21 protein-coding genes and 4 pseudogenes are annotated in these 26,009 nt (G+C 68.6%); 12 read left to right on the top strand and 13 right to left on the bottom strand.

The genetic code is table 11. From position 1 onward, the window contains the following. Nucleotides 1-92: 92 nt before the first annotated feature. Nucleotides 93-1,052: an SDR family NAD(P)-dependent oxidoreductase gene (locus ACFVWD_RS33670; protein ID WP_389601629.1), complete on the bottom strand. Its 960-nt coding sequence runs from the start codon at nt 1,050-1,052 to the stop codon at nt 93-95. Between the two features lie 160 nt (nt 1,053-1,212). Between ACFVWD_RS33670 and ACFVWD_RS33665 the strand changes: the two genes are divergently transcribed. The 5 genes from ACFVWD_RS33665 to ACFVWD_RS33645 all read left to right on the top strand — a co-directional run bounded on the left by ACFVWD_RS33665 (nt 1,213) and on the right by ACFVWD_RS33645 (nt 8,260). Further along, nucleotides 1,213-1,797: a TetR/AcrR family transcriptional regulator gene (locus tag ACFVWD_RS33665; RefSeq protein WP_389601628.1), complete on the top strand. Its 585-nt coding sequence runs from the start codon at nt 1,213-1,215 to the stop codon at nt 1,795-1,797. Between the two features lie 815 nt (nt 1,798-2,612). Continuing rightward, nucleotides 2,613-4,286: an NAD-dependent malic enzyme gene (locus ACFVWD_RS33660; protein WP_389601626.1), complete on the top strand. Its 1,674-nt coding sequence runs from the start codon at nt 2,613-2,615 to the stop codon at nt 4,284-4,286. Next, on the top strand, nt 4,283-5,764 hold the full coding sequence (gene fumC, locus ACFVWD_RS33655) for a class II fumarate hydratase (RefSeq protein WP_389601625.1): 1,482 nt from the start codon (nt 4,283-4,285) through the stop codon (nt 5,762-5,764). Before ACFVWD_RS33660 ends, fumC begins: the two co-directional genes overlap by 4 nt. 1,151 nt (nt 5,765-6,915) lie before the next feature. Next, a complete protein-coding gene (locus tag ACFVWD_RS33650) occupies nt 6,916-7,119 on the top strand; it encodes a hypothetical protein (protein WP_389601623.1) in 204 nt (67 codons plus the stop codon). 625 nt (nt 7,120-7,744) lie between these two features. After that, nucleotides 7,745-8,260: a hypothetical protein gene (locus ACFVWD_RS33645; RefSeq protein WP_389601621.1), complete on the top strand. Its 516-nt coding sequence runs from the start codon at nt 7,745-7,747 to the stop codon at nt 8,258-8,260. A gap of 255 nt (nt 8,261-8,515) precedes the next feature. On the opposite strand, the gene ACFVWD_RS33640 is transcribed toward ACFVWD_RS33645, so the two are convergent. After that, on the bottom strand, nt 8,516-9,754 hold the full coding sequence (locus ACFVWD_RS33640) for a PP2C family protein-serine/threonine phosphatase (RefSeq protein ID WP_389601619.1): 1,239 nt from the start codon (nt 9,752-9,754) through the stop codon (nt 8,516-8,518). A gap of 514 nt (nt 9,755-10,268) precedes the next feature. Here ACFVWD_RS33640 and ACFVWD_RS33635 point away from each other — a divergent pair. Further along, a pseudogene (locus ACFVWD_RS33635) lies at nt 10,269-10,370 on the top strand (transposase); the annotation flags it as partial. Between the two features lie 273 nt (nt 10,371-10,643). Next, nucleotides 10,644-10,943, top strand: a complete 300-nt coding sequence (locus ACFVWD_RS33630; protein ID WP_389601617.1) for a hypothetical protein — start codon at nt 10,644-10,646, stop codon at nt 10,941-10,943. A gap of 53 nt (nt 10,944-10,996) precedes the next feature. On the opposite strand, the gene ACFVWD_RS33625 is transcribed toward ACFVWD_RS33630, so the two are convergent. Beyond that, the gene (locus ACFVWD_RS33625) at nt 10,997-11,554 is read right to left on the bottom strand and encodes a TetR-like C-terminal domain-containing protein (RefSeq protein WP_389601616.1); all 558 of its coding nucleotides are present in this window, start codon (nt 11,552-11,554) and stop codon (nt 10,997-10,999) included. 190 nt (nt 11,555-11,744) lie between these two features. Here ACFVWD_RS33625 and ACFVWD_RS33620 point away from each other — a divergent pair, with 190 nt between their 5' ends. The 3 genes from ACFVWD_RS33620 to ACFVWD_RS33610 all read left to right on the top strand — a co-directional run bounded on the left by ACFVWD_RS33620 (nt 11,745) and on the right by ACFVWD_RS33610 (nt 15,559). Further along, complete coding sequence (locus ACFVWD_RS33620) at nt 11,745-12,962, top strand: alpha/beta fold hydrolase (protein ID WP_389601614.1); 1,218 nt, start codon at nt 11,745-11,747, stop codon at nt 12,960-12,962. Nucleotides 12,963-13,167: 205 nt separating this feature from the next. Next, a complete protein-coding gene (locus ACFVWD_RS33615) occupies nt 13,168-14,598 on the top strand; it encodes a selenium-binding protein SBP56-related protein (RefSeq protein WP_389601612.1) in 1,431 nt (476 codons plus the stop codon). A gap of 193 nt (nt 14,599-14,791) precedes the next feature. After that, on the top strand, nt 14,792-15,559 hold the full coding sequence (locus tag ACFVWD_RS33610) for a hypothetical protein (protein WP_389601610.1): 768 nt from the start codon (nt 14,792-14,794) through the stop codon (nt 15,557-15,559). Nucleotides 15,560-15,919: 360 nt separating this feature from the next. Here the strand turns inward: ACFVWD_RS33610 and ACFVWD_RS33605 are convergent, their stop codons facing one another. Both ACFVWD_RS33605 and ACFVWD_RS33600 read right to left on the bottom strand, forming a co-directional pair. After that, nucleotides 15,920-16,051, bottom strand: coding sequence for a hypothetical protein (locus tag ACFVWD_RS33605; protein WP_389601609.1), 132 nt, complete (start codon nt 16,049-16,051; stop codon nt 15,920-15,922). A gap of 257 nt (nt 16,052-16,308) precedes the next feature. After that, nucleotides 16,309-16,425, bottom strand: a pseudogene (locus tag ACFVWD_RS33600) (DnaA ATPase domain-containing protein); the annotation flags it as partial. Nucleotides 16,426-16,918: 493 nt separating this feature from the next. Here ACFVWD_RS33600 and ACFVWD_RS33595 point away from each other — a divergent pair. Beyond that, nucleotides 16,919-17,176 carry a transcriptional regulator gene (locus tag ACFVWD_RS33595; protein ID WP_389601608.1) on the top strand — a complete coding sequence of 86 codons (258 nt, stop codon included), beginning with the start codon at nt 16,919-16,921 and terminating at the stop codon, nt 17,174-17,176. Nucleotides 17,177-17,375: 199 nt separating this feature from the next. Here the strand turns inward: ACFVWD_RS33595 and ACFVWD_RS33590 are convergent, their stop codons facing one another. From ACFVWD_RS33590 to ACFVWD_RS33555, 8 genes and pseudogenes are all read right to left on the bottom strand, one after another. After that, nucleotides 17,376-18,071 carry a hypothetical protein gene (locus tag ACFVWD_RS33590; RefSeq protein ID WP_389601606.1) on the bottom strand — a complete coding sequence of 232 codons (696 nt, stop codon included), beginning with the start codon at nt 18,069-18,071 and terminating at the stop codon, nt 17,376-17,378. A 607-nt stretch (nt 18,072-18,678) separates the two neighbouring features. Continuing rightward, the gene (locus ACFVWD_RS33585) at nt 18,679-19,263 is read right to left on the bottom strand and encodes a dihydrofolate reductase family protein (RefSeq protein WP_389601604.1); all 585 of its coding nucleotides are present in this window, start codon (nt 19,261-19,263) and stop codon (nt 18,679-18,681) included. A 624-nt stretch (nt 19,264-19,887) separates the two neighbouring features. After that, nucleotides 19,888-20,262 (bottom strand): annotated as a pseudogene (locus ACFVWD_RS33580) (DUF5958 family protein); the annotation flags it as partial. A gap of 285 nt (nt 20,263-20,547) precedes the next feature. Then, nucleotides 20,548-21,026: pseudogene (locus ACFVWD_RS33575) on the bottom strand (transposase); the annotation flags it as partial. Nucleotides 21,027-21,241: 215 nt separating this feature from the next. Continuing rightward, nucleotides 21,242-22,153, bottom strand: coding sequence for an ADP-ribosylglycohydrolase family protein (locus tag ACFVWD_RS33570; protein ID WP_389601602.1), 912 nt, complete (start codon nt 22,151-22,153; stop codon nt 21,242-21,244). A gap of 213 nt (nt 22,154-22,366) precedes the next feature. After that, entirely contained in the window at nt 22,367-22,600 is a 234-nt protein-coding gene (locus ACFVWD_RS33565; RefSeq protein WP_389601600.1) for a hypothetical protein, read from the bottom strand. A 735-nt stretch (nt 22,601-23,335) separates the two neighbouring features. Then, nucleotides 23,336-23,869, bottom strand: coding sequence for a DUF4232 domain-containing protein (locus ACFVWD_RS33560; protein ID WP_389601598.1), 534 nt, complete (start codon nt 23,867-23,869; stop codon nt 23,336-23,338). A 253-nt stretch (nt 23,870-24,122) separates the two neighbouring features. Continuing rightward, nucleotides 24,123-24,977 carry a hypothetical protein gene (locus tag ACFVWD_RS33555; RefSeq protein ID WP_389601597.1) on the bottom strand — a complete coding sequence of 285 codons (855 nt, stop codon included), beginning with the start codon at nt 24,975-24,977 and terminating at the stop codon, nt 24,123-24,125. Between the two features lie 484 nt (nt 24,978-25,461). On the opposite strand from ACFVWD_RS33555, the gene ACFVWD_RS33550 reads away from it, so the two are divergent. Then, complete coding sequence (locus ACFVWD_RS33550; protein WP_389601595.1) at nt 25,462-25,713, top strand: hypothetical protein; 252 nt, start codon at nt 25,462-25,464, stop codon at nt 25,711-25,713. Nucleotides 25,714-26,009 lie beyond the last annotated feature (296 nt).

Below are 26,009 nucleotides of genomic sequence, written 5' to 3'. Positions count from 1 at the left end.
TCCGGTGGCGGACTCGCGTGCCCAGTTGGCGCACACGCGGGCGTGGTCCAAGGACGTGCCGGAATCGGAAGTGCCGGTGGTGGGTGGCTTCGTCAGGCAGTCGTAGTGGCGGTCGCGAGCATGTCGAGGGAGATCTGCCACAGGCGGCCCGCGTTGTGCGGGTCCACGGCGTGGGCCGCCACCCCCCTGCGCACACCGGGCCGGTGCGGGCCGGCCTCGTTGCAGTCCTCGAAGTAGCGGCCGGTTACGTCCCCAACCAACGGGGAGGCGGCGAGCAGCACCGAGTTCGCGGCCCCCTGCCCGATGTTCTTCCAGGACACGTCGGTGCTGGTGGGGTCGAACGAGGCCGGGCTGTTGGAGACGTCCCCGATGTGGCGGCCCAGCCGGGTGCTGGTGATGCGGCCCGGGTTGAGGGCGTTGACGGCGATCAGGTCGGACGCCCAGCGGCGGCCCGCCTCGACCGCGAACAGGACGTTGGCGGTCTTGGACTGGCTGTAGGCCGCCCACGGGTCGTAGGGGTGCTGCTGGAAGTTGATGTCGTCGAAGAGGACATCGCCGTTGACGTGGCCGACCGAGCTGACGGCGACCACGCACGCGCCGTGGGCTGCTGTCAGGGCGCTGTGCAGGCCGGTGGTGAGGGCGAAGTGGCCGAGGTGGTTGGTTGCGAACTGCATTTCCCAGCCCTCCTTCGTCCGCTCCAGCGGCGAGGCCATCACGCCGGCGTTGAGGACCAGGACGTGCAACGGCCCCTGCCATGCCTTCACAAAGGAGCGCACCGAGGCCTGGTCTGCGAGGTCGAGCGTCGCAGCATGCACCGTTCCCGGGCCGCTTGCCGGGGCGATCTCCTTGGCGACCTGCGACCCGGCGGCCAGGCCGCGGACGCCAATGGTCACTTCGGCGCCGGCAGCGGCCAGGACACGCGCGGTTTCGCGTCCGATGCCGGAGGCTCCCCCGGTGACGATCACACGTCGGCCAACGAGGTCAATATCGGCCAGCACCTCGGCGGCGGTCGTCTGTGCACCGAACGGGGTCGTGATGAGGTTGTCGGCCATGGGCTCTCCAGAAAACGGTGGAATGGGGGCGTTGAGCGCACGGCCGGTCGCGCAAGGGCTGGGGCCGTCGTACTCTCATATACGGAACTGGTTCCGGTTCGGATCCGAGAGTAAGCGGAACCAGTTCCGCTTTGCAAGTGTGACAGGAAGGGGGTCGGCGGTGACCGGCCATGAGGGGGACACAGTGCGGCGTCGCGGGCCGCTGCGCGCCGACGCGCAACGCAACGAGGATCGGCTGCTGGAGGCGGCGGCGGCCGCCTTCGCCCGTGAGGGGACGGGTGCCTCGGTCAAGGACATCGCCCGCGCGGCCGGTGTGGGCGTCGGCACTCTCTACCGTCGGTTCCCCTCAAAGGAACTCCTGATCGAGGCGATCTACCGAGAGGAAGTGCAGCGCCTGTGCGAGGCGGCACCGCACCTCACGGCCGCACAGCCGCCGGTGGAGGCACTGCGGACCTGGATGGAGCGCTTCATCGACTTCATGGCTACCAAGCACGGCATGGCTGACGCGCTGGCCGTGGTGCTGACCGACGACAGCGAGAAGCTGCACACCCGGGCGCTGCTCGCTGGCGCCATCACCCACCTGCTCACCGCCGTGGAGGGCCAGGCAGTGGCACGGCCTGGGGTCGATGCACAGGACGTGCTGATGGCCCTCGGCGGAATCAGCCTCATCGCCGCCAGCGAGGAACAGCGCGCGCTGGCCACCAGGCTGATCGACCTGCTCCTGCACGGCATCGTGACGAACTGATGCGACCACGCGGCCTCCGGGCGAGTCAGCGGGCAACCCTGGCTGCCCGGCTCCGGCGTCACGCTCTTCGAGCCGCTCGGTGAGGTCCATCACCTGCCAGGCGATGGCAACGACACGACTGCCATGTGCCGTTGCTGCACGCACATGACGACGGCAGCCACGCGGCGCGCCATCTGCCGGGTGGGCCGGTGCAGGGAGTCCTGCCCAGCACCGACTACTACGAGGAGAGCCTGCGCTGGAACACGACAGCGCGCTGGTCATGGTCACCGACGACGTGGTCGAGGGCAGGGGCTGCCCCTGGATGCCGGACTGGAGCAAGGTGGACGGCTGGCGGCCCAGGCCCTCCACAACGGGCTGGACACCGAAGCGACCGCAGACCGCGTCCTTGACACCGCTGTCGCGGTGGACCACCAGGACGATGTGGCATTGCTGGTCATCCGACGCGCCGACGAGTGAAGTCGCGCGGCCCGTCGGCTGGTAGTTAGCCTGAATTCATACCGTGGCACCGATGAGACGCCCACCGGCGCGGCGGGCCCACCGGGCAGCGCTTTGGCGAGTGACCCGCCCATATCGGGACGCCAGCCTCAGACCTTCATATTCCGCGAGCCCCGGGGCCGCTCCGACCTTCACAGGTGTCGACCCAGGCCACACTCTCGGCGATCTTTGCGGCGATGTTCGCAGCTGCTGTCCGTGTGGCGGGCACGGCGCGGCCGCCTCCCCAGCACCCTTCGCCCTGCCGGTGGCCGTGCCATGGAGTGCCTCCGCGTAGTCACCGAGGTCAGAACGACTCGTCGTTCACAGAGAGGGAGAATCTCATGACCCAAAGCCACGCGCGGACCCCGGCCACCCCCAGCGCCCTCGTCGATCCGCTACGTAATCGTGGCGTGGCCTTCACCCCTGAGGAACGGGACGCCCTCGGCCTCACCGGGCGCCTGCCTTCGGGAGTCCTCACGCTTGAGCGGCAGGCCCAGCGCGCCTACCAACAGATGCAGCTTCAGAGCAGCGACCTCGCCAAGAACGTGTATCTGGAACAGCTGCACGACCGCAACGAGACCCTGTACTTCAAGGTGCTCGCCGACCATCTCGCCGAGCTGCTGCCGATCGTCTACGACCCCACCGTGGGCGAGGCCATCGAGAAGTACTCCCACGAGTACCGGCACCCGCGCGGCATCTTCCTGTCCATCGACCAGCCCGATGACATGGAGAGGGCCTTCGCCACGCTTGAACTCGGTCCCGAGGACGTCGACTTGATCGTGTGCACGGACGCGGAGGAGATCCTGGGCATCGGCGACTGGGGCGTGGGAGGGATCCAGATCTCGGTCGGAAAGCTCGCGGTGTACACGGCGGCCGCGGGCATTGACCCACGCCGCGCCGTTCCCGTCTCACTGGACGTGGGCACGGACCGCACGTCGCTGCAGGACGACCCTCTGTACCTGGGCAACCGGCACCCTCGCGTCCGCGGCACCGACTACGACGCATTCATCGAGAAGTACCTGGAGACCGCCTCGTCCACGTTCCCCGACGCACTCTTGCACTTCGAGGACTTCGGGCCCAGCAACGCACGGCGGATCCTGGAGCAGTACGGTGGCCGCTACCGGATCTTCAACGACGACATGCAGGGCACCGGAGCCATCACGCTGGCCGCCGCCCTCTCCGCCGTCAAAGTCAGCGGTGTGCGGATGCGGGACCAGAAGCTGGTCGTCTTCGGCGCCGGGACCGCCGGGGTGGGCATCGCCGACCAGCTGCGCGACGCGATGATCCGCGACGGCGCGGGTCCGGAGCAGGCCGCCGCCCAGGTATGGCTCGTCGACAAGCAGGGGCTGCTCACCCGAGACATGACCGACCTGCGCGACTTCCAGCAGACCTACGCGCGCGACCCGGCCGAGGCCGCGGACTGGGCGAGGGACGATGGCGCGATCTCACTGCTGGAAACGGTTCGTCGGGTCAAGCCGACGATCCTGCTGGGCACTTCCACCGCGCATGGCGCGTTCACACGCGAGGTCGTCGAGGCCATGTCCGAGGGCACCGAGCGGCCGATCATCTTCCCGATCTCCAATCCCACCTCCCGGATCGAGGCCATGCCCGCCGACGTCATCGCCTGGTCCAGGGGGAAGGCGCTCGTCGCGACCGGCATCCCCGTCGCGCCCGTGGAACACGACGGTGTCACCTACCAGATCGGGCAGGCCAACAACGCGCTCCTGTACCCGGGCTTGGGCCTGGGCACGATTGTCTCCGGTGCGTCCCAGGTGACCGCGGGCATGCTGCTGGCGGCCGCGCAGGCCGTGGCGGATCAGGTAGACCCATCGGGGCCGGGCGCCTCGCTGCTGCCGCCCGTGGACGACCTTCGGGAATCGTCCGCGATCACCGCGACTGCGGTGGTCAAAGCGGCGCTTGACGACGGCGTGGCCACCTCCAAGCCGGTCGACACCGCCCAGGCTGTCCGGGAGGCCATGTGGCAGCCGGTCTACACGGACGGAGCCGCAGCATGAACACACCGCACTCCCCCGCCGACCGGGCCGGGTCGGCCGGTCAGGACGAAACCCCGAAGATCCTCGACGTCCCCATCGGACTGCACACGACCGGCACCCGGCGGGAGACCGACTCCATGGGAACCGTCGAAGTCCCCGCGGACCGCTACTGGGGCGCCCAGACACAACGCTCTCTGATCCACTTCTCCATCGGGGACGACCGGATGCCCAAAGCGGTCTACCACGCCTACGGCTACGTCAAGAAGGCCGCCGCCTCCGTCAACGGGCGCGCCGGCCGGCTCCCCGGCTGGAAGGCCGACCTGATCCAACGGGTGGCCGACGAAGTCATCGCGGGCGAACTGGACGATCACTTCCCGCTGTACGTGTGGCAGACAGGGTCCGGTACGCAGTCCAACATGAACACCAACGAGGTGATCAGCAACCGCGCCATCCAAATGGCCGGCGGGGAACTGGGCAGCAAGTCACCGATCCATCCCAACGACCACGTCAACATGGGGCAGTCCTCCAACGACACCTTCCCCACCGCCATGCACATCGCCGCGGTCAAGGAGATCCACGAGCACCTGCTGCCCGGCGTGCAGTCTCTGCAGCGCGCTATCGAGACCAAGGCGCAGCAGTGGCACGACGTGGTGAAGATCGGCCGGACCCATCTGGAGGACGCTGTCCCGCTCACCGTGGGGCAGGAATGGTCCGGCTACGCCCACCAGTTGCACCAAGGGATCGACCGGGTCACCCGATCCGCCGAGGGGCTTCTCGAGCTCGCGATGGGCGGCACCGCGGTGGGCACGGGGCTCAACGCCCCACCCGGATTCGGCGAGCAGGTCGCAGCCGAAATCGCCGACGCGACCGGCTACCCGTTCACCACCGCGCAGAACAAATTCGCCGCCCAGGGCGGCTTGGACGCCATGGTCGGCGCCTCCGCCGGGCTGAGGGCCCTGGCCGTCCCACTGATGAAGATCGCCAACGACATCCGCTGGCTGGCCTCCGGACCCCGCTGCGGCCTCGACGAACTCATCCTCCCGGCGAACGAGCCCGGTTCCTCGATCATGCCGGGCAAGGTCAACCCGACCCAGTGCGAGGCGATGGTCATGGTCTGCATCCAGGTGCTGTCTGAGGACCAGGCCATCGCCTTCGCCGGCACACAAGGGAACTTCGAGCTCAACGCCATGCGCCCGGTCATCATCAACAACTTCCTGCACGCGGCCACCATCCTCGGCGACGCCTGCATCAAGGTGCGCGAGTACTGCATCGAGGGCACCCAGCTCAACCGGGACCAGATCGACAGCTACGTCGACCGGTCCCTCATGCTGGTCACGGCGCTCTCGCCGGTGATCGGCTACGACAAGGCCTCCGCGATCGCCCACAAGGCCAACAACGAGGACACCACACTGCGCGCGGCGGCACTGGCCTCCGGTTACGTCAGCGCCGAGGACTTCGACCGCATCGTCCGACCTGCTGCCATGGCCGGTCAGTCGTAGAACAAGGCCAGCCCCAAGATGGTCCAGCGTGGGCGCGGCCAGGAACGATGGCCTGCGGCACGAGCGCCAGGCCGGCGACGAGAGAGCCGGCCCTGACGGCCCAGACGGCGCGCTGCGCTGGTCAGGCGACCGTCTTCCGCAAGCCACCATCCACGGCCCCGGTTGGTCTCCCCCATCCAGCAGGGGCTTTCACGCGCTGGTCACCGGCGCGGGCCGTCAGGGTTGCAGCTACGAATCCACGAGGTACGCCTTCTCGCCCATCATCAGCGGTGCGTCGGCTTGATGTACGGGCCCGGCCAGGCATCTCGGTATTCTCCTCCACCAGGCACGCATCGCCCCGCATCCCGTACATGCCGTCCGGCATCAGCAGGGGAAGCGGACTTCCCGACACGCGCGCCTGGGAGACCGCCTGTCGCCATCCGGCCGGCTGTACGGGCCCGTCGCGGTCCATGAACGTCATGGGCCGCCTCGTGGAGCGCATGCGGTCCGTCGCCCAGCGGCGGCTGTCCGCCGGCAATAACCCTGAGACGACACACCCGCCACCACCGCTAAAGGCGTTCTCACAGCACCTGCAGTCGTCTCATCCGACGTGCAGGATCACAGGTCACCCCGCCTGCGCAGAACCCAAGATCTGTCGCAATCCATTTGCGGCGCCACAGGTCAGAGGTACGTGGCTACCGCAACATCGGGTGAGACTCACACGCGGACGACACGATAGAGCGGGTGGAGGCCACGCGTGCCCCCTGCATGCCCGATCGAGCAGAAACTTGCGGGGAGCGACGGGGAACACCGGCAAGCCGCCCCGGAACACGCAGGTCAGCGTCACCCCGGCTCAGCCGTGATCCGCATAGGCGATCTTCCGAACTGAGACTCTGGGTGACTGGGGGCGGATGGTCCCTCCGCGGCTGGCTTGGCCGGGTCATCGAGAACACACCGCTCGGCTAATGAGCGCGAGGAGTGGTCTTGCAGCGAGGTCGTGAGGACGCGGGCGCCGTCCGCATGACCTCCATCAGGCACGGCGAGGATATCCGTTTGCCGGGCCCTCCCCGATCGCGCGGCGCCCAGCAGTGCGCAGCCGACAGGGCAGCGGTTCGGCCCCGTTCGGCGGGCGTGGCGTTGGCAGGCCGAGCCCCGGCGGCCAGCATGGGCACATGGTGGAACATACGACCGTCGTACACGGCATCACCCGGAACAAACCACACCGGGGAGGGTGGACCGAGCACGAGCCGACCGGGCACGCAGTGGTGCGATGCACCTGCGGCCTCGACAGCGGCATCGTGGCGGAAGCCCAGGCAGTGCAGATCGCCGGTGATCACCGCCGGACGGCTGCAGAAGCCCGCCTTCTCACCGCCTGACAACACCGACGTACGGCAGCGGGCGAGGCACCCATGGACTGCTCTGGGCCGCTCAACGGTGATCTGGTTCCTAGCGTCGAAGCAGGTCACTGGGGGGTGTAGAGGGGCCGTCGGCGTCCGCCGCCCACCGGGCGTGAACACCTGAAGAAGGCTCCTGGGCCGGTCGCGGCTATGATCCGCATCTTCGAGCGATTGGGGGCCTGGTGGGGATATTTCGGCGCGGAGAGCGTCGTGACGGGGTGGACCTGCCGCGCGACGGGGAGTTCGCGTTCCTGTCCAAGGCAGAGGCTGCCCGGTTGCGTACCTTCGTCCGCGAGGCCTTCGCGGAGCGCGGCATCGAGGTAACGGTCGAACCGGGACGCGTGACCACGGACTCGGGTTGGCGCTTCGGCCTCTCCAATCTCGCGGCCGTGTGCCACCACGACAGCCGCGGCCCTCGGTGCTGGCGGACGCTGGTAGACGAACATGTCGACCGGGTCATCCGTTCGATGGATGGACCACAGGCTCTCAGGGCCCTGCGCACGAACGGCTCCTGGCCCAGCTCTACCCCCGCTTCATTCCCAGCGATCCCGCGCTCCTGAAGGCCTTCGGGTACGGTCCCCGATCGGTCCCGGGGCTGCTGGAGGTGCTGGCGCTCGACCTCCCGGAAACCGTCGACATGCTGACCGCGGACTCCCTCTCCGATCTGGGTGAAATCACGGCCCTTCGGGACCGCGCGTTCCAGAACCTACGGGCCGTCCGCGTTGACAGGCACAAGGTGGTCAGGGAAAAGGACGGCTCCCACTTCGACGTGCTGATGGGAGGCTCGTACTTCATCGCGAGCCTCGCCCTGGTCCTCGACGAGGTCGTACGCCGCTACACCAAGGACACACCCGCGCCGGACGGAATCCTGGTCACGCTGCCGCACCGGCACCAACTCGCCTTCCACGTCATCCGCGACAGGAGCGTGGCCCCCTCACTGCACGCCATGGCCCGGTTCGCCGCCGTGGGCTTCGAGCAGTCACCGGGCGCGCTGAGCCCTTCGGTGTTCTGGTGGCACGAGGGCAGCTTTACCCAGGTCGCGACGCAGGACAACGCCGGCCTGCACATCAGACTCACCCAGGAGGCCATGGACCTGGCGGCACGTTTCGCGAGCGGATAGCGCGGGCCTCGCAGGTCCGAGCCCTGACTCCGAACCAGATCAAACGAGACGGGACAACTGTTCACGGTAGTTGGTGAGCGAGCGGGTGCGTCCGGGCTGGTCACGGCGGTTCTGTTCATCGCATTTGGCGAGTCTGTTCGCGATAGACGGCGAATCCGTCGTCGCCACGTCCAGTTCGGCAGGCAAAAATCCGCAGACGTAACTGTTCCAGTTGGCGGGTCCGCCACCTGTGGGGCACGGCTGGCGGCGCGCGGGTCATAGGCGGATGACGATCAGGGCGACGTCGTCGCGGGCGCCACTGCTGACGCCGAGGTACGCGAGCAGGGCGTCGGCGAGGCGTTCGGGGTTGTGGCGGGCATGGCGGGCGAGCGCGTCGGTGAGACGTAGCAAGCTGGCGTCGATGTCCTCGCCGCGGCGTTCGATGAGGCCGTCGGTGTAGAGCACGAAGGTGTCGCCGGGGGTGTAGGGCAGGTCGGCCTGGGGGCGGGGGACGTGTTCGGGGCGGGCTCCCAGCGGAGGGTCGGTGGCCTGGTCGAGAAGGTCGCAGGTGCCGTCTTGGTGGACCAGGATGGGAGGCGGGTGGCCGGCGCTGCTGTACATGATGCGGCGAGCGTGGGTGTCGACGACGGCTTGGACGACGGTGGTGGCCAGCGCACCCTCCACGTAGCGTGCATACAGGCCCAGGACATCCAGGGCCCTCGCGGGCCCTTCGACGGCCCGGACGGAGGCGGACAGCGCGCTGCGGAGCATGCCCATGACGGCGGCGGCCTCCAGGCCGTGGCCGACGACGTCGCCGACCGCGACGGCGAATCTGTTCTCGGGCAGGTCGACTACCTCGTACCAGTCGCCGCACACGTTCAGCGACCCGGCGGCTGGCAAGTAGCGCACTGCGGTGTCCCGGTGCCGGGCCAGGTGGGGCGAGTGGAGCATGGCCTCCTGCAACGTGAGGGCGACCTGGCGTTCCCGGGCGTGGGCTTGGCCCAGTTCCTCGTTCAGTCGCTTGAGCTCGCGCGCCCGCGCGTACAGTTCGACCTCCATCGCCTCCACGTCGCTGAGCGCCCCGCCTTCTCGCGGGCGAGGGTGGGAGAGGATGAACGAGGTCACGTCCTCCCCCCGGTGGATGATCCACTCCACCTGCCCATCCGGCCCGAGCACCGGGGTGTTGATCGCGGACCACCACCGCTCCTCGAACACGCCGGGCCGGTCGACCACGGGAATGTCGTACTTCATCGGCGCCATCGTGTCCGGCTCCTTCGAGCGCAGGACCCGGTGCAGGGAGGCGTGCAGATTCCGCACCCCCTCCGCATCCGGGTCCGCCGGATTGTCAGGGAAGGCATCGAAGAGGTACCGCCCCAGCAGATCCTCCCGAGTACGGCCGGTCACCCGGCAGGCCGCCTCATTGACGTCGGCGAGCACCAGATCCGGGCCCAGCACCATATAGGGGCTGGGGGTGACCGCGAACAGCGCCTGGTAGTCGATCCCCGGCCTCGCCACACGGTGCGGCCGTGCATCCTCATCAGGGCTGCTCTCGTCCCTCACCCTTACGTTCTACCGTTCGTCGGCGCCCTCGGCACCTGGGCACACCGCCTGCCCTCGCATCTGCCACGTGCCCTCATGACGACAGCCTCCAGGGACCGCGAAGGCGCTGGCGCAACCGCGCCGAACGGTTGCCCGCCAACTCTGCCGATCAGCTCGCCAACTCAAGCCCCGACCACAGCAGGTCGTGTGATCACTCGGGCCGGACTCACCACGTGAACATCCGCCAATCACAACAGCCTCACAGCTTCAGGCACGCTGCCTTTGCCTCAAGAATCGAACATGTGATCTAATCGATGGTGTGGATGCCAACACCTTCCCTAGTGAACTCGTAGAGGCTCAGACCGCCTGGTACGCCACGTACCAGGAGCTCGCCGACATCTCGCCCGCTCACGGCTCCGCCGCTCACCGGCGACGCCTTGCAGGAGCTGTCCCGTCGCATCGCCGGACGGTCAGCGGCCACAAGGGCAACTACGAGATGCGGGAGATCCTCAACGCCCTGCTGTACCAGTCCCGCACCGGCTGCCAGTGGGACTACCTGCCCCACGACCTGCCGCCCGCCGGCGCGGTGAAGTACTAGTTCTACAAGTGGCGTGACGACGGCACTGACCAGACCATCCATGACCTGCCGCGCCGGCAGGCGCGGGAGAAGAGCAGGCGTCAACTCACGCACCGGCCCTCTCAGTACGCCGACCTGGACAGTCGGAGACAGTGGGGGTTGGGCGGCGGCCGTTCACGTAGTAGGCCGCCGACCGTGCTGCCGTTCGGGCACGCCAGAGCACCCCCGGCAGACAGCACGACGGCCCCAGGCAGCCGCGCTCCCATCGACCCCACACCCGACCAGCAGATGGCAGACCGCCGCTCCACCCGCCGGACTCTGGTGCGTGAGGCGATCGCCGCGCTTTCGGACGGCGCCATCGACGCGGAGCGCCGCGGTGCGGTCGACGTCCAGCGGCACGGGCGCGCGGCACTGCGTGCTGAGAAGCAGATGACTGCCCGTCAGTGTGCCGAGCAGCAAAGTACCGAGGCCGAGGTCCAGCGTGCGGTGCGCGAGGCGCAGAGCGCAGCTGCCAAGGCTCCACGGGTTTGTGCGTGGGGGCCGCTCGAACGAGTGTGGTCGCCGCTCTCGCGGCATACGGGCCGGTGATGGTCGCTCGACCGCTGGAGCTTGGGGGATGTCGGTGCTCGCCGGGCCGGTGGTCAGGCGGCGAAGGCGGCGAGGAGCTTGTCGGTGAGGCGGTCGAGGTAGTCGGCGCTGGTCGGGGTGTGGACGACCGCGAGGCGCCAGTAGAGGGGTCCGGCAAGGAAGTCGAGTGCGAGTTCGCGGTCCACGTCGGCGGGGAGTTCGCCGCGTTCGATCGCCCGTTCCAGCAGGCGGGTGGCCTTGGCGCGGCGGGTGTCGCGGACGGCGGCGAGGAGCGCCTGTGCCAGCTCGGGGTTGCGGGCGCTCTCGGCGAGCAGGTCGGGGATGATCTTCGAGGGCAATCGGTGGCGCAGCGCGTCGGCGATGTCGACGAGAAAGGCAAGTACGTCGCCGCGCAGGGTGCCGCTGTCGGCGACCTCGGGTGCATCCACGGCGACCGCGGAGATCAGGGCGACGGTCATCTCCAGTTTGGACGGCCAGCGGCGGTAGATGGCGGCCTTGCCCGCTCCGGCCCGCTTGGCGACCGCTTCCAGGGAGAGCCGCGCGTAGCCGCCCGACGCCAGTTCCTCGAAAAAGGCGGCCGAGATCGCCTCGGTCACCGAGTCCTGGAGCACGGGGCCTCCGGGGAGCCGGCGCTCAGGGGCGGGGGCGGGGGCGGGGGAAGGGCTCTGAGACGTGGGCGAGCTGGGCATACCCTGAACCTACACCAGACGGAACGGTTGCGTCTCGACTAGGCAGAGGCTAAGGTCTTCTCGTAGACGAGACGCAACCGTTCCGTCTCGACAAATAGCTTGGGGGTACACCATGCGATTCCTGTACGAGGACGAGTCGTTCTCCTTCGAGACGTTGCGCGCGGCCGGGTTCGCCAACTACGGCGGCGCCGACCTGGGCGAGGTCGTGGCCACCGTCCGGAACATCGGTGAGGGCGACGAGGAGGCCTGGCTGCGCGAGTGGAAGGCCACCGCGGAGCGCGTCCACGGCATCGGCAGCCGCGCCCTGGCGGCCGGGCACCGGGTCAGTGCCCGCGAGGCCTTGCTGCGCGCGTCGAACTACTACCGCACCGCAGAGTTCTACCGCCGCGACGACCCCGCCGACGACCCCGAGGTCAAGCTCCTCTCCACACTCTCCCGCGAGACCTTCGCGACCGCGGCGGCCCTGATGGACACCCCCGTCGAGGCCGTGCGCATCCCCTACGAGGACACCAGCCTGCCCGGCTACCTCTTCCTCGTCGACGACTCCGGCGCCCCGCGCCCCACCGTCATCTTCACCAGCGGCTTCGACTCCACGCTGGAGGAGGCCTACTTCGCCGTCGCCGCGGCCGCGCTGCGCCGCGGCTACAACGTGCTGGCCTACGACGGACCCGGCCAAGGCGCGGCGCTGCGCGAGCAGGCACTGGTCTTCCGCCCGGACTGGGAGGCCGTGGTCACCCCCGTGGTCGACTACGCGCTGACCAGTGCCGAGATCGACCCCGACCGGCTCGTCCTGCTCGGCTACAGCCTCGGCGGCTACCTCACCGCCCGCGCCGCCGCCCACGAACACCGCCTGGCCGCCCTGATCCTGGACGACGGTCTCTACAACTACTACGACGCCCACACCCAGGCCATGCCACCGTTCCTGCGGGAGTGGGTCGAGACCGGACAAGACGACCTCGCCAACCCCGTCGCGAGCCTGCTCATGAAGGGCAGCACCCAGCTCCGCTGGGCCCTGCGCAACGGAGTGTGGGCGTTCGGCGCCACCTCGGTCGCGGACTACATCCGTCGCACCGCCGACTACACCCTCGACGGCGTCGCCCAGCTCATCGACTGCCCCACCCTCATCCTGGACGCCGAGAACGACCAGTTCTTCCACGGCCAGCCCCAGCGCGTCCAGGCCGCCCTGACGTGCCCGCACACCCTGATCACCCTCCCGGAGACCGAGGGCGCGGGCGAGCACTGCCACATGGGAGCCATGTCCCGCTTCCACCAGATCACCTTCGACTGGCTCGACACCACCCTGACCCCGGCCACCCAGCCCACCAGCTGAGAGGGCGGTCGTGAGTTGAAGCGAGCCTCGCGTTGAGGCGTCCGCGCCCCCCTGCGCTGTCGGCTTGGCAGGGCTCCGGGACTGTGAAACGCTCGTTTTATGGCATATCTCTCCCGTGTCGGCACATCGATCTCGAACGGTTGAGTCCGGCTGCCTGTCGGAAGTCCCCCGGATCCAGGCTCTCGTTCGGGAGTAAGGAACAGCCATGAGGGCGACTGAGCACGCTCACGAACGCGACAACCACAGTGACCCCACCTTGTACCGCACTCCGGCGGATGCCGTCGCCGCACCCCCGGAGAAGCTCGCCTACGTCGTCGGTTTCGACCCGACCGCACAGCGCGCGGACGCGTTGTTCACCGTCGGTACCGACCCCGAATCCCCCGAATACGGCCGCGTGATCTCCCACGCCGAGCTGCCCGGCCTGGGCAACGAACTGCACCATTTCGGCTGGAACGCCTGCTCGAGCGCGCTGGCCCATGCCGGTCATCATCACGCTGCGCGGCGCTACCTCATCATCCCGGGACTGCGCTCCTCCCGGCTGCACATCTTCGACACCGGCCCCGATCCCGCCCGCCCGCGCCTGGTCAAGGTGGTCGAGTCCGAGGAGTTGGCCGCCAAGGCCGAATACTCACGTCCGCACACACTCCACTGCGGTCCCGACGGGGTGTTCCTGTCCTGCCTGGGCGGCGCGGACGGTGCGGACGGGCCTGGCGGCGTCGCGCTGCTGGACCACGAAAGCTTCGAAGTGCTGCGCGCCTGGGAGAGTGACCGCGGACCGCAGCGGTTCGCCTACGACCTCTGGTGGCATCTGCGCCAGAACATCGCCGTGACCAGCGAGTGGGGCGCCCCCTCGATGTACGAGGACGGCCTCGTCCCCGAACTGCTGCTGGATCGCCAGTACGGCCACTCGCTGCACTTCTGGGAGCTGGACTCCGGTCGGCACCTGCAGCGCGTCGATCTGGGGGACGAGAACCAGATGGTGCTGGAGCTGCGTCCAGCGCACGACCCCGAGGCAACGTGGGGGTTCGCACACGCCGTGGTCAACGTCGAGGACCTGTCGGCGTCGGTGTGGCTGTGGAACCGGGAGGGCGAGGACTTCGTGGTCCGCAAGGTGATCACCATCCCTGCCGAGCCCGCGCAAACGGAGGACCTGCCTCCGGCGCTGCAGCCGTTCGGCGCCGTTCCCCCGCTTATCACCGACATCGACCTGTCGGTGGACGACCAATGGCTGTACGTATCCACATGGGGAACCGGCGATCTGCACCAATACGACGTGAGCGACCCGTTCCATCCGAGGCAGACCGCGTCCGTGCGTCTTGGCGGCATCGTCAGCCGACAGCCGCATCCCGCCGAGCCGGACACTCCACTGACCGGCGGAGCGCAGATGGTCGAGCTCAGCCGCGATGGGCGGCGCGTGTACCTGACAAACTCCTTGTACAGCACCTGGGACGCGCAGTTCTATCCCGCGGGCATCGACCCGTGGATGGTCAAACTCGACGCCGACACCTCGCACGGCGGGCTCTCCGTCGACAGCCGCTTCTACCCGCACGGCCCGGACTTCCTGGGCTTGCGCGTGCACCAGACGCGCCTGCAAGGCGGCGACGCCTCCTCGGATTCGTACTGCTACCGCAGCTGACCGCTTGTGCTCCGCGAGGGCCTGCTGAAGGTCGTGCTGTTCCGACTCGGCTCGGGGGCCGCTATGTGCGGAGTGCGCCGAGGATTTGGCGGCACATATCGGCGCAGCGGCGGGTCGCATCCGAGCACATCCGACGGAGCCGGTTCGCCCGGGCACCGCGCACGTAAGCCCGCCACCCTCGGAGGGAGGGGACATGTCCTCCGTGCTCTACGCAGCAGGCGCACACACTGACGACGCAACCGGGTGGCAGCTGCCCTCCACCGAAACGCTGGTGGCCGTGGTGCTGGTGGCTGTGGCCACTGTCGTGGGCGCCTGGCTGGCACGGCGCGGATCCGGCCGGTCGGCGCTTCTGCTGGCCGCCGTGTCAGGGATATTGCTGATCATTGCGGTTCTCGACCTTCTGCCCGACGCGTGGGACGAGGCCCATGAGGCCGGCGTGCCGCTGTGGGCGGTGCCGGTCACCGCGCTCGCCTCGTACGGGGTGATGGGTGCCGTGGTCCGTATCGGCTGCCCGTGCAAGCCAGGTCGTGCGGGCGGCGTCGGCGCGGCATCAGGGCTCGCTCTGCACCGCTTCCTGGAGGGGTCGACCCTGGCGCTGACCGCCTCGGTCGCCGTGGTGGCGGCGCTCCTCGTGCACGCGGCCAGCGAGGGCTTGGCGCTGGCCGCTCTGCTGGGGGTGCAACCGAGGCGGCGCGTGGCTCCGTGGATCGGGCTGGCCTGCTTGAGCCCGGTCGCGGGAGCCTTCGTGGCGAGCGCTTTGCCCATTCCGGACGGCATCATGCCGCTGCTGCTCGCCTTCGTTGGCGGCGTACTCACGCAGGCGGCGTGGGTGGCGCTCACACTCGCCCATCAGCAGGGGCCCGCGGACCGGCGAGTTCTCGGGGTCCCGGCTGCGATGGCGATGACTCTCGCGGCCGTCCTCACCGCGCTCTTCGTCCATGTCGGGACAGTCAGCCGCTGAACGCGACCTGTCACACGAGGGCGGTGAAGGTCGCGGGAACCGGCGGGCGCGGCCGTGCGACTCTCTGCCTTCGGCCCGCGAGGTGCGCAGACCGGCATGGAGGCAGAGCACAGGAGCACGCGGACCTGTCCTCCCCAACGTCCTCACTGGATGCGGGCAGTTGCGCGCTGACCGCCTGCCCCACGACACCAGGCCACGCCGATCTCAGGTGTGGTCGACCCTTGGCAACGCCCGCCCTCGATAGCCGCAGCCTGCACACTGTCCATACCCGAGCCCGGACACTGCATCGGCGTCATTTCTCATGAACATCCGAGAGCCCTTGGATCGCCAACCGCTGCTGCAACTCATCGACAGACGCTGTCACTGGAAGTGAGCGAAGCCATGACGTGCCTGACGCCCATGCCCACGGTGCGCACCATGCTCGATGTCGGCGGTGCGCTCCACCATCTCCTTGCGGCAGTTGGTGACGTAGTCGGAGTCGATGACCTGCACCCTTCGCGGCGCGCAGGCATATCTGCGCCTCGTCTTTCTCAGCGGCGGAGAACTGGCTACGCCGACACCAACCTCGTGAAGATCTTCTCGGTGAAGTCCTCGAACTTCGCCACGATGATGTCGGGCATCGGCTTCAGGAACACGAGGCCGTCGTCCTTGTATTTGTCGTCCTTGTGGTTGCGGAGCGAGCTGTTCTCGGCGGAGGACTCGACGTAGGTCTCCGGGTGAGGACGGTGGTGCCGAGGGTGGACGCGACACAGGATGTCCATCTCCCCGTACCGCTTGCGGAAGCTGTCGCCCTTGCCGTCCCGGGTGGAGTTGATGAACTCGTTGGTGAACTCCTCGGAGCTCACATAGCGCACGTGCGTGACGGGCCCGGGAACCGCATCCGGATGCCGTCGATCTCGTACTCGTCGATGTGCTGGATGTCGAGGAGGCCATAGCCGGATCTCGGGGTCCGAGTAGTAGCTGCACGCAAGCGAGAAGGTGGCTGGCACCAGCCGGACCCTCATGGGCTCCGGAAGCTTGCTTGCTCGATTGCGCCCGGTTCCCGTGGTGGGTGGTGGCCGTTGCCGATGCTCTCGGGCGCGTTGGTATAGGTGCGGAGAGCGGGGCAGTCAGGTGCGGTGATTGCCGAGTTGCCGGGCGCGTACTGGTTAGAGACCTCAGTGCAGGCCCCGAGGGCGAGCCCTTCCTCAACGGCTCGCCGCTGCTCTACGTCGTCACTTCATCGCCGCCCTGGAGTAGCCTCCGCCCGCCAGCGAGCCCCGCTCGCCCTCCGCTGCCGCCCCCGCCGCGTGGCCGGCGCGCCGACCAGGCACAGCAGCTTGTGCAGCCCAGAGCCAGCGCACAGAGAAGATGGACACCGTGCACGACGACCCCAGCTCCGTCGCATCGTTGCTGCGAGCGAGGTACAAGCAACGGCTGCCGTCCAGCCTCAACGAGCTGGCCGGACCCGAGCACGGGATGGTGGAGCTGCCGCTGCATATCGCGTGCTCCGGACTGCGCATCCTCGATCTGGACCGGCCCCGCCAGCGCATGAGCCTATGGAAAACCGTGCTCGCCGAAGGCATGCGTGACGACCTGTGCCGCTTCCTCAACAAGGGCATCCTGCTTGCGCTGTGACCAGTACTCCGCAAGCTCATCACCACGGCCATCAAGGACGTCTGGGAAGAAGCGTTCCCCGAGATGCAATATGATCAACTCCCTGCACACTCCCCCGGCACCGCCGCCACCATAGGCGTTCTCACCGCACCGGCGGCAGTCTCACCCAACTTGCAGGACCGCAGGTCAAACAGCCCACACAGAGTCCACCTTTTGGCTCCTACTGCTCGCTCAACCTCGCCCAGGTGTAGCTGTCCACGCTGTCGTGAGGGCCGATCCTGGAGAGTTCCGAGCCGTCGCGCCCCACGGCCACGATGAGTGGTCGTATCCCCCCGCGGCCTGTGGACGGGGACTTCCAGACGACAATGAGGCCGCTGTTCGCGGACACCTCGATCCGTCGCTCGCCGAGGAGGAGATGGTCCACCTCCGCGGCCACCTGGAGCTCGTTGCATCCGATCCAGGAGCCCGTCCCGATCGAGCGCGGATGCGGATGCCGCAGGCGGTAGGCACGGCTCAGAACACCTGCACCTCCGCCGAGCTCGATCATGCCGACTTGTCCTGGCTGGGCCGCCGCCAGCCTTCCCGCAGGCAGGTCGCCATCTGAACTGCTGCCACCGCCCGTGTACTGCCACTTTTCACCGCGGAGCTCCATGAGCGCGGTGTGCGTCTCGGCTTTCGCAGCCCTGGGGCGCCACACCAGCCAGACTGCGCCGATATCCGCGCCGAGGTCGACGTCACCCGACACCACCGTCAGCTGGCGGCGAGGCAGCCAACCGGGCTGCGGCGCACGGCCGTTGATTATGCGCCGGATCACCCCCGGCAGGATGATCTCCATCCAGCGGTGAATCCGGCGCATCCGACGCAGCTCCGCGGAAGTGGGCATGTTCACACGGTACCCGGGGCGGGCCAGGCTCATCGCGCCAGTGGAGCCGAAGCCGCGCCGATGACCGTGAGGAACGCCCCGCACGATCCGAGAGTGGGAGACCCTGGCATCGTGCCGAAGCGCGGCATCCGTATCACGACGTCGTGAGTTGGTGGGGATGACGCCGGTAGGAGGGGTAGGCGGCCCAGGGGCTCCGGCCGCAATGGCATGGCGGCGCACTCCGGGGTGCAGCCCAGGGCTTGGGCTGTGACGACGGACGGCATTTCCTGGACCAGGGCGCGGATCGTGGCGAGCCGCGTCGGCAGATTCTCGGGCCGCGTCGGCCGACCGGCCGGGTCCTGCGGAAGCTGGGCGGCGGCCGCGGTTCCGGCCGGGGCGTCGTCCACGCCCCGGACTGCACCGAGGCCCCGTCCGGCGCCCCAGTGCTGACGCTGGAGCGCCCTGGACACTGCCCAACGATCTCCATCTGTATCAGGTCGCCGCGCCCAACCCTGTCAGCCCCCTTGTGTGGAACTGGCGCCTGAAGGACGGGGCCGGGGCGCTGCCGGGGTCTCGGCGCCGGGCGGTGTGCCGTCCGGTTGGTAGATCGAGAGCAGATACTGCGGCACGGCTCCTCGCCGATCGGCGAGAGTAGCGGGTCTTATCGGCGAGAGTAGCGGGCGATGATCACGCCCTTGGTGGTGGTGACGGAGTCGGTCAGCTCGAACTCGGTGAGCGGCGCGGGGCCCTCGAACAAGCGCGTGCCGCTGCCCAGGGTCAGCGGGTGGATCAGCAACTGGTAGTGGTCGACCAGGCCGGCGGCGTGCAGGGAGCGGATGAGCGAGGCGCTGCCGATGATCGACAGGTCGTTGCCGGGGCCGGCCTTGAGGTCGGCCACCGTCTCGACGGCCTCCCCGCTCAGCAGGATCGAGTTCTGCCAGGCGTCGGCGTCCTTGAGGGCCCTGGACACGACGTACTTCGTGGCCGCGTTCATGTGCGCGGTGAACGGGTTGCCGTCGGTCGCTCCTGCCCACGCGCTGATGAAGTCCTGCCAGGTCCGGTGGCCGAAGAGCATGTCGGTGGGCTTGGTCATGCTCTTGCCCATCTCCTGGCCCATGACCTGGTCGTTGTACTGCCCGCCCCAGCCCCCGTGGGCGAATCCGCCGCGGGTGTCCTCGTCCGGGCGGCCAAGGCCCTGGACAACTCCATCGAGGGTGACCGACATCGTCGCCGTGATCGACCGCATGATCTGCCCCTATCCTCTGCGGACCGCTCTTCCGCGGCCCGGCTCACCCCCTACACGAACAGCCCCCGGCGAAATCGACACAATCCCTGTCACCAGTTCCCCGCCCAAGCCACCAGCGGAGCCGCCGTCACGCACGATCACGGCTTTGACCTGCATCGAAAGCCCGGAAACAGGCTCTGAGCAGCAGTGGCCTTCGTCGACAAATGGCCTGTTTTCGCCGGAGGGGACGGCCGGGCCCCGACTCCCGCTATGCCGATGCGGTCCAAATTCTCTGCGAGATCCTGACCCCCGGCGACAGCACAGCGACTTCGGGCACCGTCAAGGTCTCCGTTGCCCCCTGGGGACTCGAATCGATCGATGGACACATCGAGTTCGAAGTGCCGGCGGATCAGTTGATTTGCAGCTGAGGTTCACCATCACTGGGCCCCGCCGACCGCCGGTGGGTGGGGCCCACGCATGCTCTTCGACGCCCATCTTCCCCACACCGTTCAACCAGCGACAGAGTGGGGCGAAGAGCGACAATGGCCGATTTTCAAGAATCCCCATCAGCGCTGGGCTGATTTGGCCCGCCCCCTGCTATTCCTGACTGTTTCCGGTGGCCGCGCGGATTGAGAGTGGCCGATGCTACGGCTGCTCGGTTGCCGCTGTCAGGTTGTGCCATGCATGTCCGCAGGTGCCTTTGCCGTACGTCTCGCGGCGGCGAGTGTCGGCAATGGCGAACACGGAGACGAGGACACGGAATGCCTTGACGTGTTCGGCGGCGGGGAGTATCGCGAACCCGTGGCGGGGCGGGTCCATGCAGATCATTACCGAGGGGTTAGCCGTGGGCTTCACACCGGACCGCGCCACGCCCGCACGGCCGTCCGCAGCTGTAATGTGCGCCTGCATCGCATAGCTGGCGGCTTTCTGCAGTACCTCCTGCTGGCGTGTCGGGGCGAGGTCGGAGAACCAGCCCACACCAGCGTCCAACGTGCGGAGCCCTTGGGCGATCTCGTTGACGAACTGCTCGGTCTCGCGCCGGAAGGTGCGGCCGTCGTCGCCGCTCGTTTCGGTTTTCGCTTGATGGTTTCACGTTGCCGGTTCCGGGCGAAGGCCCGCAGCCGCGCTGGCGGGGGCCGGGGACAGTCCGCTCCCGCGCGTCTTTGACAGTGCCGAAGGACTCCCACCCCGCGGATCGTCAGGCGGCCCCGCAGCACTTGAGTGACATCAAAGACTGAACTGGACCCGGCGGGCCGCCCACGACTGGAACGCATACCTCGCCACGCGATCAACAAGCTGAAAGGGCCGGAGTTGGGTGGTGGTGACGGCGGCGAGGTCGGCGCCGGGCTCCAGCCGCCCGGTATCCACGATCGCCGTCCAGGACGTGCGGCCGTGCTTGGCGTCGCCGCGGCCGTAGGTGTGGCAGAACGAGCGGTCCGGGCAGGTCGCCGCGTCCGGCCGCAGCCACGGGGAGACGTCCACCGCGAGCACCAGGCGGCCGTCGGCGGCACGCGGCAACGGCAGGCTGGCCAGAGCGGGCCGCAGCCGCTCGACGTCCACGCGACCCCAGTTCAGCGCGCCGTACAGAGCGCCGTGCCCATGCCGGTGCTCGGCGCCAGCGCCAGGTCCACCAGCGTCTTCACCGGCCCATCGGCGCACAGCAGCACGTCGGTCGGCTCGAACAGCGCGTCGCGCCGCCCGGTCAGGCAGTCGTAGAAGACCCCACGGAAGCGTGACAGTTCCGCGAGCGGATCGCGGTGCACGCCCTGCTCCACCACACTCACCACTACGGACTTCGCGTCAAGTCCTTTTCCTCTTGGTCGAGTTCAGGATCACGCGAAGGCCGTTCCGCCGTCCGGAGAACACCCGGACGGGTGATCATCCGGTCCGCCCGCTCGAAAACGACAAGGACTTCGCTGAGGAGCACCGGGACTGACTGCGGGTCTTCCACCTGCCCAGCTACGCCGAGCCTGCGCTACGGCAGGCGCCCGGGGAAGGCTCACTCCGACACGACCGGGGGCAGCGGTTCGCGGGCGGCGTGCCAGGCAGGGGGAAGGGCGGCGACTCCCGTTCGGGCGGCGATCACCCCGCCCGCGATGGCGCAGGTGGTGTCGATGTCGCCGCGTCCGGCGACCGTGAACCACAGGCCCTCGTGCAGGTCGTCGAGGTGACTCGCCGCGCACCACAGGGCGTACGGGACGGTGTCGGGCCCGGACATCCGGTAGCCGGAGCCCAGGACCTCCGCGGCGTGCCGGACCGAGGTGCGCTCCGACATCCGGGCCGCGACCCGCACTCCCGACCGGACGTCGCTGTCGGGGAGGCGTTCGGCGACGGCGTGAAGGAAATCCGGGCGGGCCGGAGCGGGCTCGCCCCGGCCTCTGGTTGCCAGGGCGGCGGCAAGGGCGACGGCCACCGCCGCGGCCACCGCCTCCGGGTGGTGGTGCGAGACCACGCCCTGGCGGGCGGCCTGCTCGGCGGCCGCGTCGAGGTCGGCGGCGTGCCAGGCGCCGAGCGGCGCGGCGCGCATCGCTGCACCGTTGCCCCAGGAGCCCTGGCCGCCGAACTGCCCAGCGACCACCTCCCGCCAGGACTCGCCCGCACCGATCCGGCGGAGCACGTCATGCATCGAGGCTCCGTAGCCGCGATGCGTGTCGTCGGCGTAGGCGGCCGCGAAGCGCCCGGCGAGGCGGTCCTGGTCGACGGCGCCGCCGCCCACGGCAAGTTCCTGGACAAGGACGACCGCCTGGGCGGTGTCGTCACTCCACCGCCACAGCGGTTCCGCGGGCAGAGTCCGCGTCTCCAGGGCCGCCGGGCCGTCCCGGCGCAGGATGGCGAACCACCGGTCGCCGAATGCGTCCCCGAAGGCGAGTCCGTGCAACGAGTCCAGCACGGCGGCAGGCATGGTGATCATCGTGGCAGTTTCGCAGCGTGGCGGCACCCCCGCACCCCGGTTTCAGTGCGGGCGTGCTCGGTGGCCTGATCGACGGCGTCCGCGGCTCGGCCTTGCCGGCTGACCCATGTCACCCAGATACATGGACGGTGCGATCATCTCCCGGGCGGGGCTTCTTGGCTTGACCACGTCCCCGACAGACCACCCACCACTCATGCTCGGTGCCGCCCCGTCTCACGTAGAGCAGCTGACGGTCACTTTGTTGGCGTAGCCGGGTGTGCGGGCCAGGGTGTTGGCGCCCACGACGTCCTGGACGTTCTCACGGCCGTTCGGCTTCAGGCTCGCGAAGGCGCAGTCCAGGTCGGAGGACTTGGCCTTGTCCCAGGTGGCCCCCTTGTCGCGGAACCACTTGTCGACCGCCCAGACCGCGTACGGCTGCGCGGCCGCAGTCTTGGTGCGGTCGTGCATGGGCACGAACATGGAATTCGAGCCGACACAGTGCCCCGCGGTGAGGATCAGGTTGTGCCCCCCGCTGCGCACCACGCTGGCCGTGCAGCGGTGCCCCCGTCAATCCCTCCGGCGGGGCGGTACGGCCCGAGGGGTCGGTGGCCGAGTCCATGCGCTCGGGAGTCCAAAAGCGGATGGCGTCCTCGACCGTCCAGTCGTCATCGGCGGCCAGCACCGCCGCGTCCGAAGCCGAGGGCTCGGCGGACGGGCCGGTCGAGTCTGCGGGAGTCGGGTTGGTCGGCGGCTTCGACGCGGGGACAGCGCTCTGCAAGGGCCCCGACGCGGTCGGCGTGGGGGTGGCGGGGACAGGGGGCGCGGTACCGGCCTGGGCCGCAGCGGCGTTGCCCAGCATCACCACGGCGCCCAGCACCGCGACAGCCCCGAGACGCCGAGACGTATTCGTCTGCGGAGCGACTCAGGCTTCTGCATTCAGGTTTCTCCAAGAGGCAGGCCGGACGGCACCAGGACCCGAAGGGCAGGCGCCTGCTACGGGACAGCAGGCGTGACACTGCTGCGGAGTCCGACGCGTGGTCTTCCGCCGACGACCTGCTCCGCGCTCACCGCGCGCAACAGCAACCCCCGATGTGTTCCCCCCGTGCCGCCGTACGGCGGCTTTCGATCGACCGTGGTCAGCGGTCGCAGCCGTCATGATCGCATGGTGGGCGCGCGAATGCACACCGTTTATCCGGCTTTGTGTCAGTGCAGTTGGGGTGCCCCCAGCAGCATGTCGAGGTCACACACCTGTGCCCGCAGGTGGTGCCCCTTCGCATCGGTCAGTTGCACGCGGGAGCCGTAGTCGTGCGCCGCGGGGTGCGGGGGCCGTACGTCGACGCGAGGGTTGTATTCGGCCATGACCTCACAGGACCCGGACGGAGAGCCGATCGCGTCGTAGAAGACCGGGATCGCGATGCTGTGGCCCGGCTTCAGCACCAGATGGCCCGGCGTGGACTTCTTCGGCTTGGAGTCGGCCGACGGCCCCTTGCCGACGTACACACTGAGCTCCGGGTAGCCGTCGAAGGCGCAGGGCTTCGATCCCTTGTGCGCGGCGCTGAGCGTAGCCGTCGGCGTGTTGTGCAGCTTGCCCGGGAGAAGGGTCATCTTCCAGCTCAGCTGGGGCGTTTGGCATGCGGCGATCCGGGTCCCGGAGGCGCTGTCGCTCTGACCGCAGGCGGCGGCACCCAGCAGCATCACCAGGCCGAACGTGCAGACCGTCGCTGTCCGCCGTGACATGAGATCTCCCCCAGAGCGACGCAACTCCCGCGGGGCCGAGTGCCGCCGCTCCTGCCTCACCGGACAACCAGATGCGGGCATGCGCGCCGAGGTTCCACACCGACCGGCGAGATGATCAGCTCCCTCGCGCGATCTCGTGCAGCCTCTCCAGGCGCTGCCCCGTCCCAGGAGAGCAGCCACCGCCAGGCTGGGACGGTGGTTGAAGGGGGCGCACCAGGAAGTGGAGAGCGCTGACGGATGGGGTCTGCGACGTTCACTCCCGTCGGGCGTGCCTCATCGCAATAGCGCAGCCGGCGACGACAGGGAGCAGCACGACAAGCGCGGTGTAGCCCCAGATCTCCCATGCATACGCGGAGACGTCGAGGAGCCAGAGGGCCACGGTGACCGCGATTCCGATGAACACGCCCACGATGGCGCTTGCGCGGAAGTCGCTGCGCGCTGGGTCGTACCGGTCGAGACGTATGGCTGCCGCGGGGGCGAGTTCGGCCTCAGGAGCAAGGTAGGCGCTGGCCCGCGCCAGCTGCGACGCCTTGCGGCCGGCCTGTACGCGGTAGCGGGCGAACTCGTCCCCGTAGGAGGCGTAGACGTTTGGTCCTGAATCCATGGCGTACCAGCCGGTGTGCTGGGCCAGTTCGTAAGCAGAGCGGATCTGGACGCTGAGTGCGGTCCATTCCTTGACGCCGGTCTGCGTGGAGAATCCGGCGAGCCGGTCCAGGACGACGGTGAGATCCGCGTGGCCGCGGCTGTCGGTCTCGATGGGGTCTGGGCTGAAGAGCAGGACAAGTCGTCGCAGGTAGTCGGTCAGGTCCACCCAGCACTCCGCCGCGTTCCGGCCGTTCTTCTCCGTTGTCGTCGGCAGGTCCTCATCGAGTTTTGCCAGCAGCGGTTCGGCCTTGAGTAAGGCGAGCTGGTGGAGTTCCGACTTCCTGACTTCGATCGCGCGCAGGAGTATCTCGGCGTCAACAGCCGCTTCCTGCAAGGCCGCACGGTCCAGTGGTTCACCGCGTTTGGGCAGCAGCTTCTGCCGTCCGGCTTCCTCCAGCTTCAGGTAGGTCAGGCCCCACCTGAGATTCCACTCCTCTTCGGCACCGCCGCATGCCGTGGCCACGGCTACGACAAGGGCACGCGACTTGAGTTCCTCCCCCCCTGCACGCGCTCGCCACCGCCTCGTGGGAGCGGTAGATCTTCTTTCCGACCTCTGTGTAGGACCCGAACTGACGGTCCACCAACCCGCGAAGGTCATCCGCGAGGACCCGCAGGTGCGGATCGAGGCCCGCACGGTCCAGTGGCTTGCGGGGCCGTCCTCGCTTCGGCCGTGCCGCCGGGCCGTCCATGGCTCCGTCTTCCGCGGAGGCGCCCCCGTGTCCTGACACAGCTTCAGGATACCCCCGCCGAGGGGGCCTGCCCCAGCCCTTCGTCGGTCGTCCTGGTAGATCAATCGGCCCCTGTACCGCTCTGTTGAAAATTCCTGACCAGCGCTTTTGGCCTCTGGCGGATGCGTGGAAAAAGCCCGGCCATGAACCCGGCCTGCGGCGGCTACAACCGAACTACGCCCCCGGCCAGCGGGAGCCTTCTTTGAAAGGCAGGACCACATGAACACGAACCGCAAGCCCCTCAGCAGCCGCCACCTCGACATGATCGCCTTCCTGGCCGTCCTGGCCACCGGAACACTACTGCTCCTCAGCGGCATCCCGGTCAGTGCCTTAGTGACTCTCGCGACCGCACTGTCCGGGCTGTACAGCGCATGGAACACCAAGCGCATCCCCCCGCACCCACACGACCCGGGTCCGTCAGACCGCAGTGACCGCGAGGACCGGACCCCCGCCGGTACAGCCTCCCGATAGGCAAGCTCTGAACGAAGGGCTCCGCAAGAACGGCTGGAGGACGGAACTGAAGTGAAGCTCGCCGCGTTCCTGTCGAACACAAAGTCGAAGCGCGGCAAGCTCACCGCTGTCAAGCTCCAGGCGCTCGCCGAGCTCGGGCTCGACTGGGCATGAGAGCACCGGTGTTGGATGATCCCCGCATGAAGCGGCCGGTCCGAGTAGCCCTCGGACCCGCCGCCTCGTGTGCGCGGCGGCCTGCCCGTAGTGTTGGTGGTTTTTGTTGCGGGGGAAAAGCCCGGCGTGCGGGGCTTCCTCAC

Origin of the sequence: Streptomyces sp. NPDC058086 (assembly GCF_042885015.1) — a bacterium.
Classification (GTDB): domain Bacteria; phylum Actinomycetota; class Actinomycetes; order Streptomycetales; family Streptomycetaceae; genus Streptomyces.
The sequence above is the reverse complement of the archived record's forward strand: the minus strand, read 5'-3'. Positions and strand labels throughout refer to the sequence as shown.

Bases quoted from the DNA above. Each gene is read 5' to 3' on its own strand.
- ACFVWD_RS33670 (WP_389601629.1), bottom strand. From the start codon at position 1,052: ATGGCCGACAACCTCATCACGACCCCGTTCGGTGCACAGACGACCGCC.
- ACFVWD_RS33660 (WP_389601626.1), top strand. From the start codon at position 2,613: ATGACCCAAAGCCACGCGCGGACCCCGGCCACCCCCAGCGCCCTCGTC.
- fumC (WP_389601625.1), top strand. From the start codon at position 4,283: ATGAACACACCGCACTCCCCCGCCGACCGGGCCGGGTCGGCCGGTCAG.
- ACFVWD_RS33650 (WP_389601623.1), top strand. From the start codon at position 6,916: ATGGTGGAACATACGACCGTCGTACACGGCATCACCCGGAACAAACCA.
- ACFVWD_RS33630 (WP_389601617.1), top strand. From the start codon at position 10,644: ATGGCAGACCGCCGCTCCACCCGCCGGACTCTGGTGCGTGAGGCGATC.
- ACFVWD_RS33620 (WP_389601614.1), top strand. From the start codon at position 11,745: ATGCGATTCCTGTACGAGGACGAGTCGTTCTCCTTCGAGACGTTGCGC.
- ACFVWD_RS33615 (WP_389601612.1), top strand. From the start codon at position 13,168: ATGAGGGCGACTGAGCACGCTCACGAACGCGACAACCACAGTGACCCC.
- ACFVWD_RS33610 (WP_389601610.1), top strand. From the start codon at position 14,792: ATGTCCTCCGTGCTCTACGCAGCAGGCGCACACACTGACGACGCAACC.
- ACFVWD_RS33590 (WP_389601606.1), bottom strand. From the start codon at position 18,071: ATGAGCCTGGCCCGCCCCGGGTACCGTGTGAACATGCCCACTTCCGCG.
- ACFVWD_RS33585 (WP_389601604.1), bottom strand. From the start codon at position 19,263: ATGCGGTCGATCACGGCGACGATGTCGGTCACCCTCGATGGAGTTGTC.
- ACFVWD_RS33570 (WP_389601602.1), bottom strand. From the start codon at position 22,153: ATGATCACCATGCCTGCCGCCGTGCTGGACTCGTTGCACGGACTCGCC.
- ACFVWD_RS33565 (WP_389601600.1), bottom strand. From the start codon at position 22,600: ATGCACGACCGCACCAAGACTGCGGCCGCGCAGCCGTACGCGGTCTGG.
- ACFVWD_RS33560 (WP_389601598.1), bottom strand. From the start codon at position 23,869: ATGTCACGGCGGACAGCGACGGTCTGCACGTTCGGCCTGGTGATGCTG.
- ACFVWD_RS33550 (WP_389601595.1), top strand. From the start codon at position 25,462: ATGAACACGAACCGCAAGCCCCTCAGCAGCCGCCACCTCGACATGATC.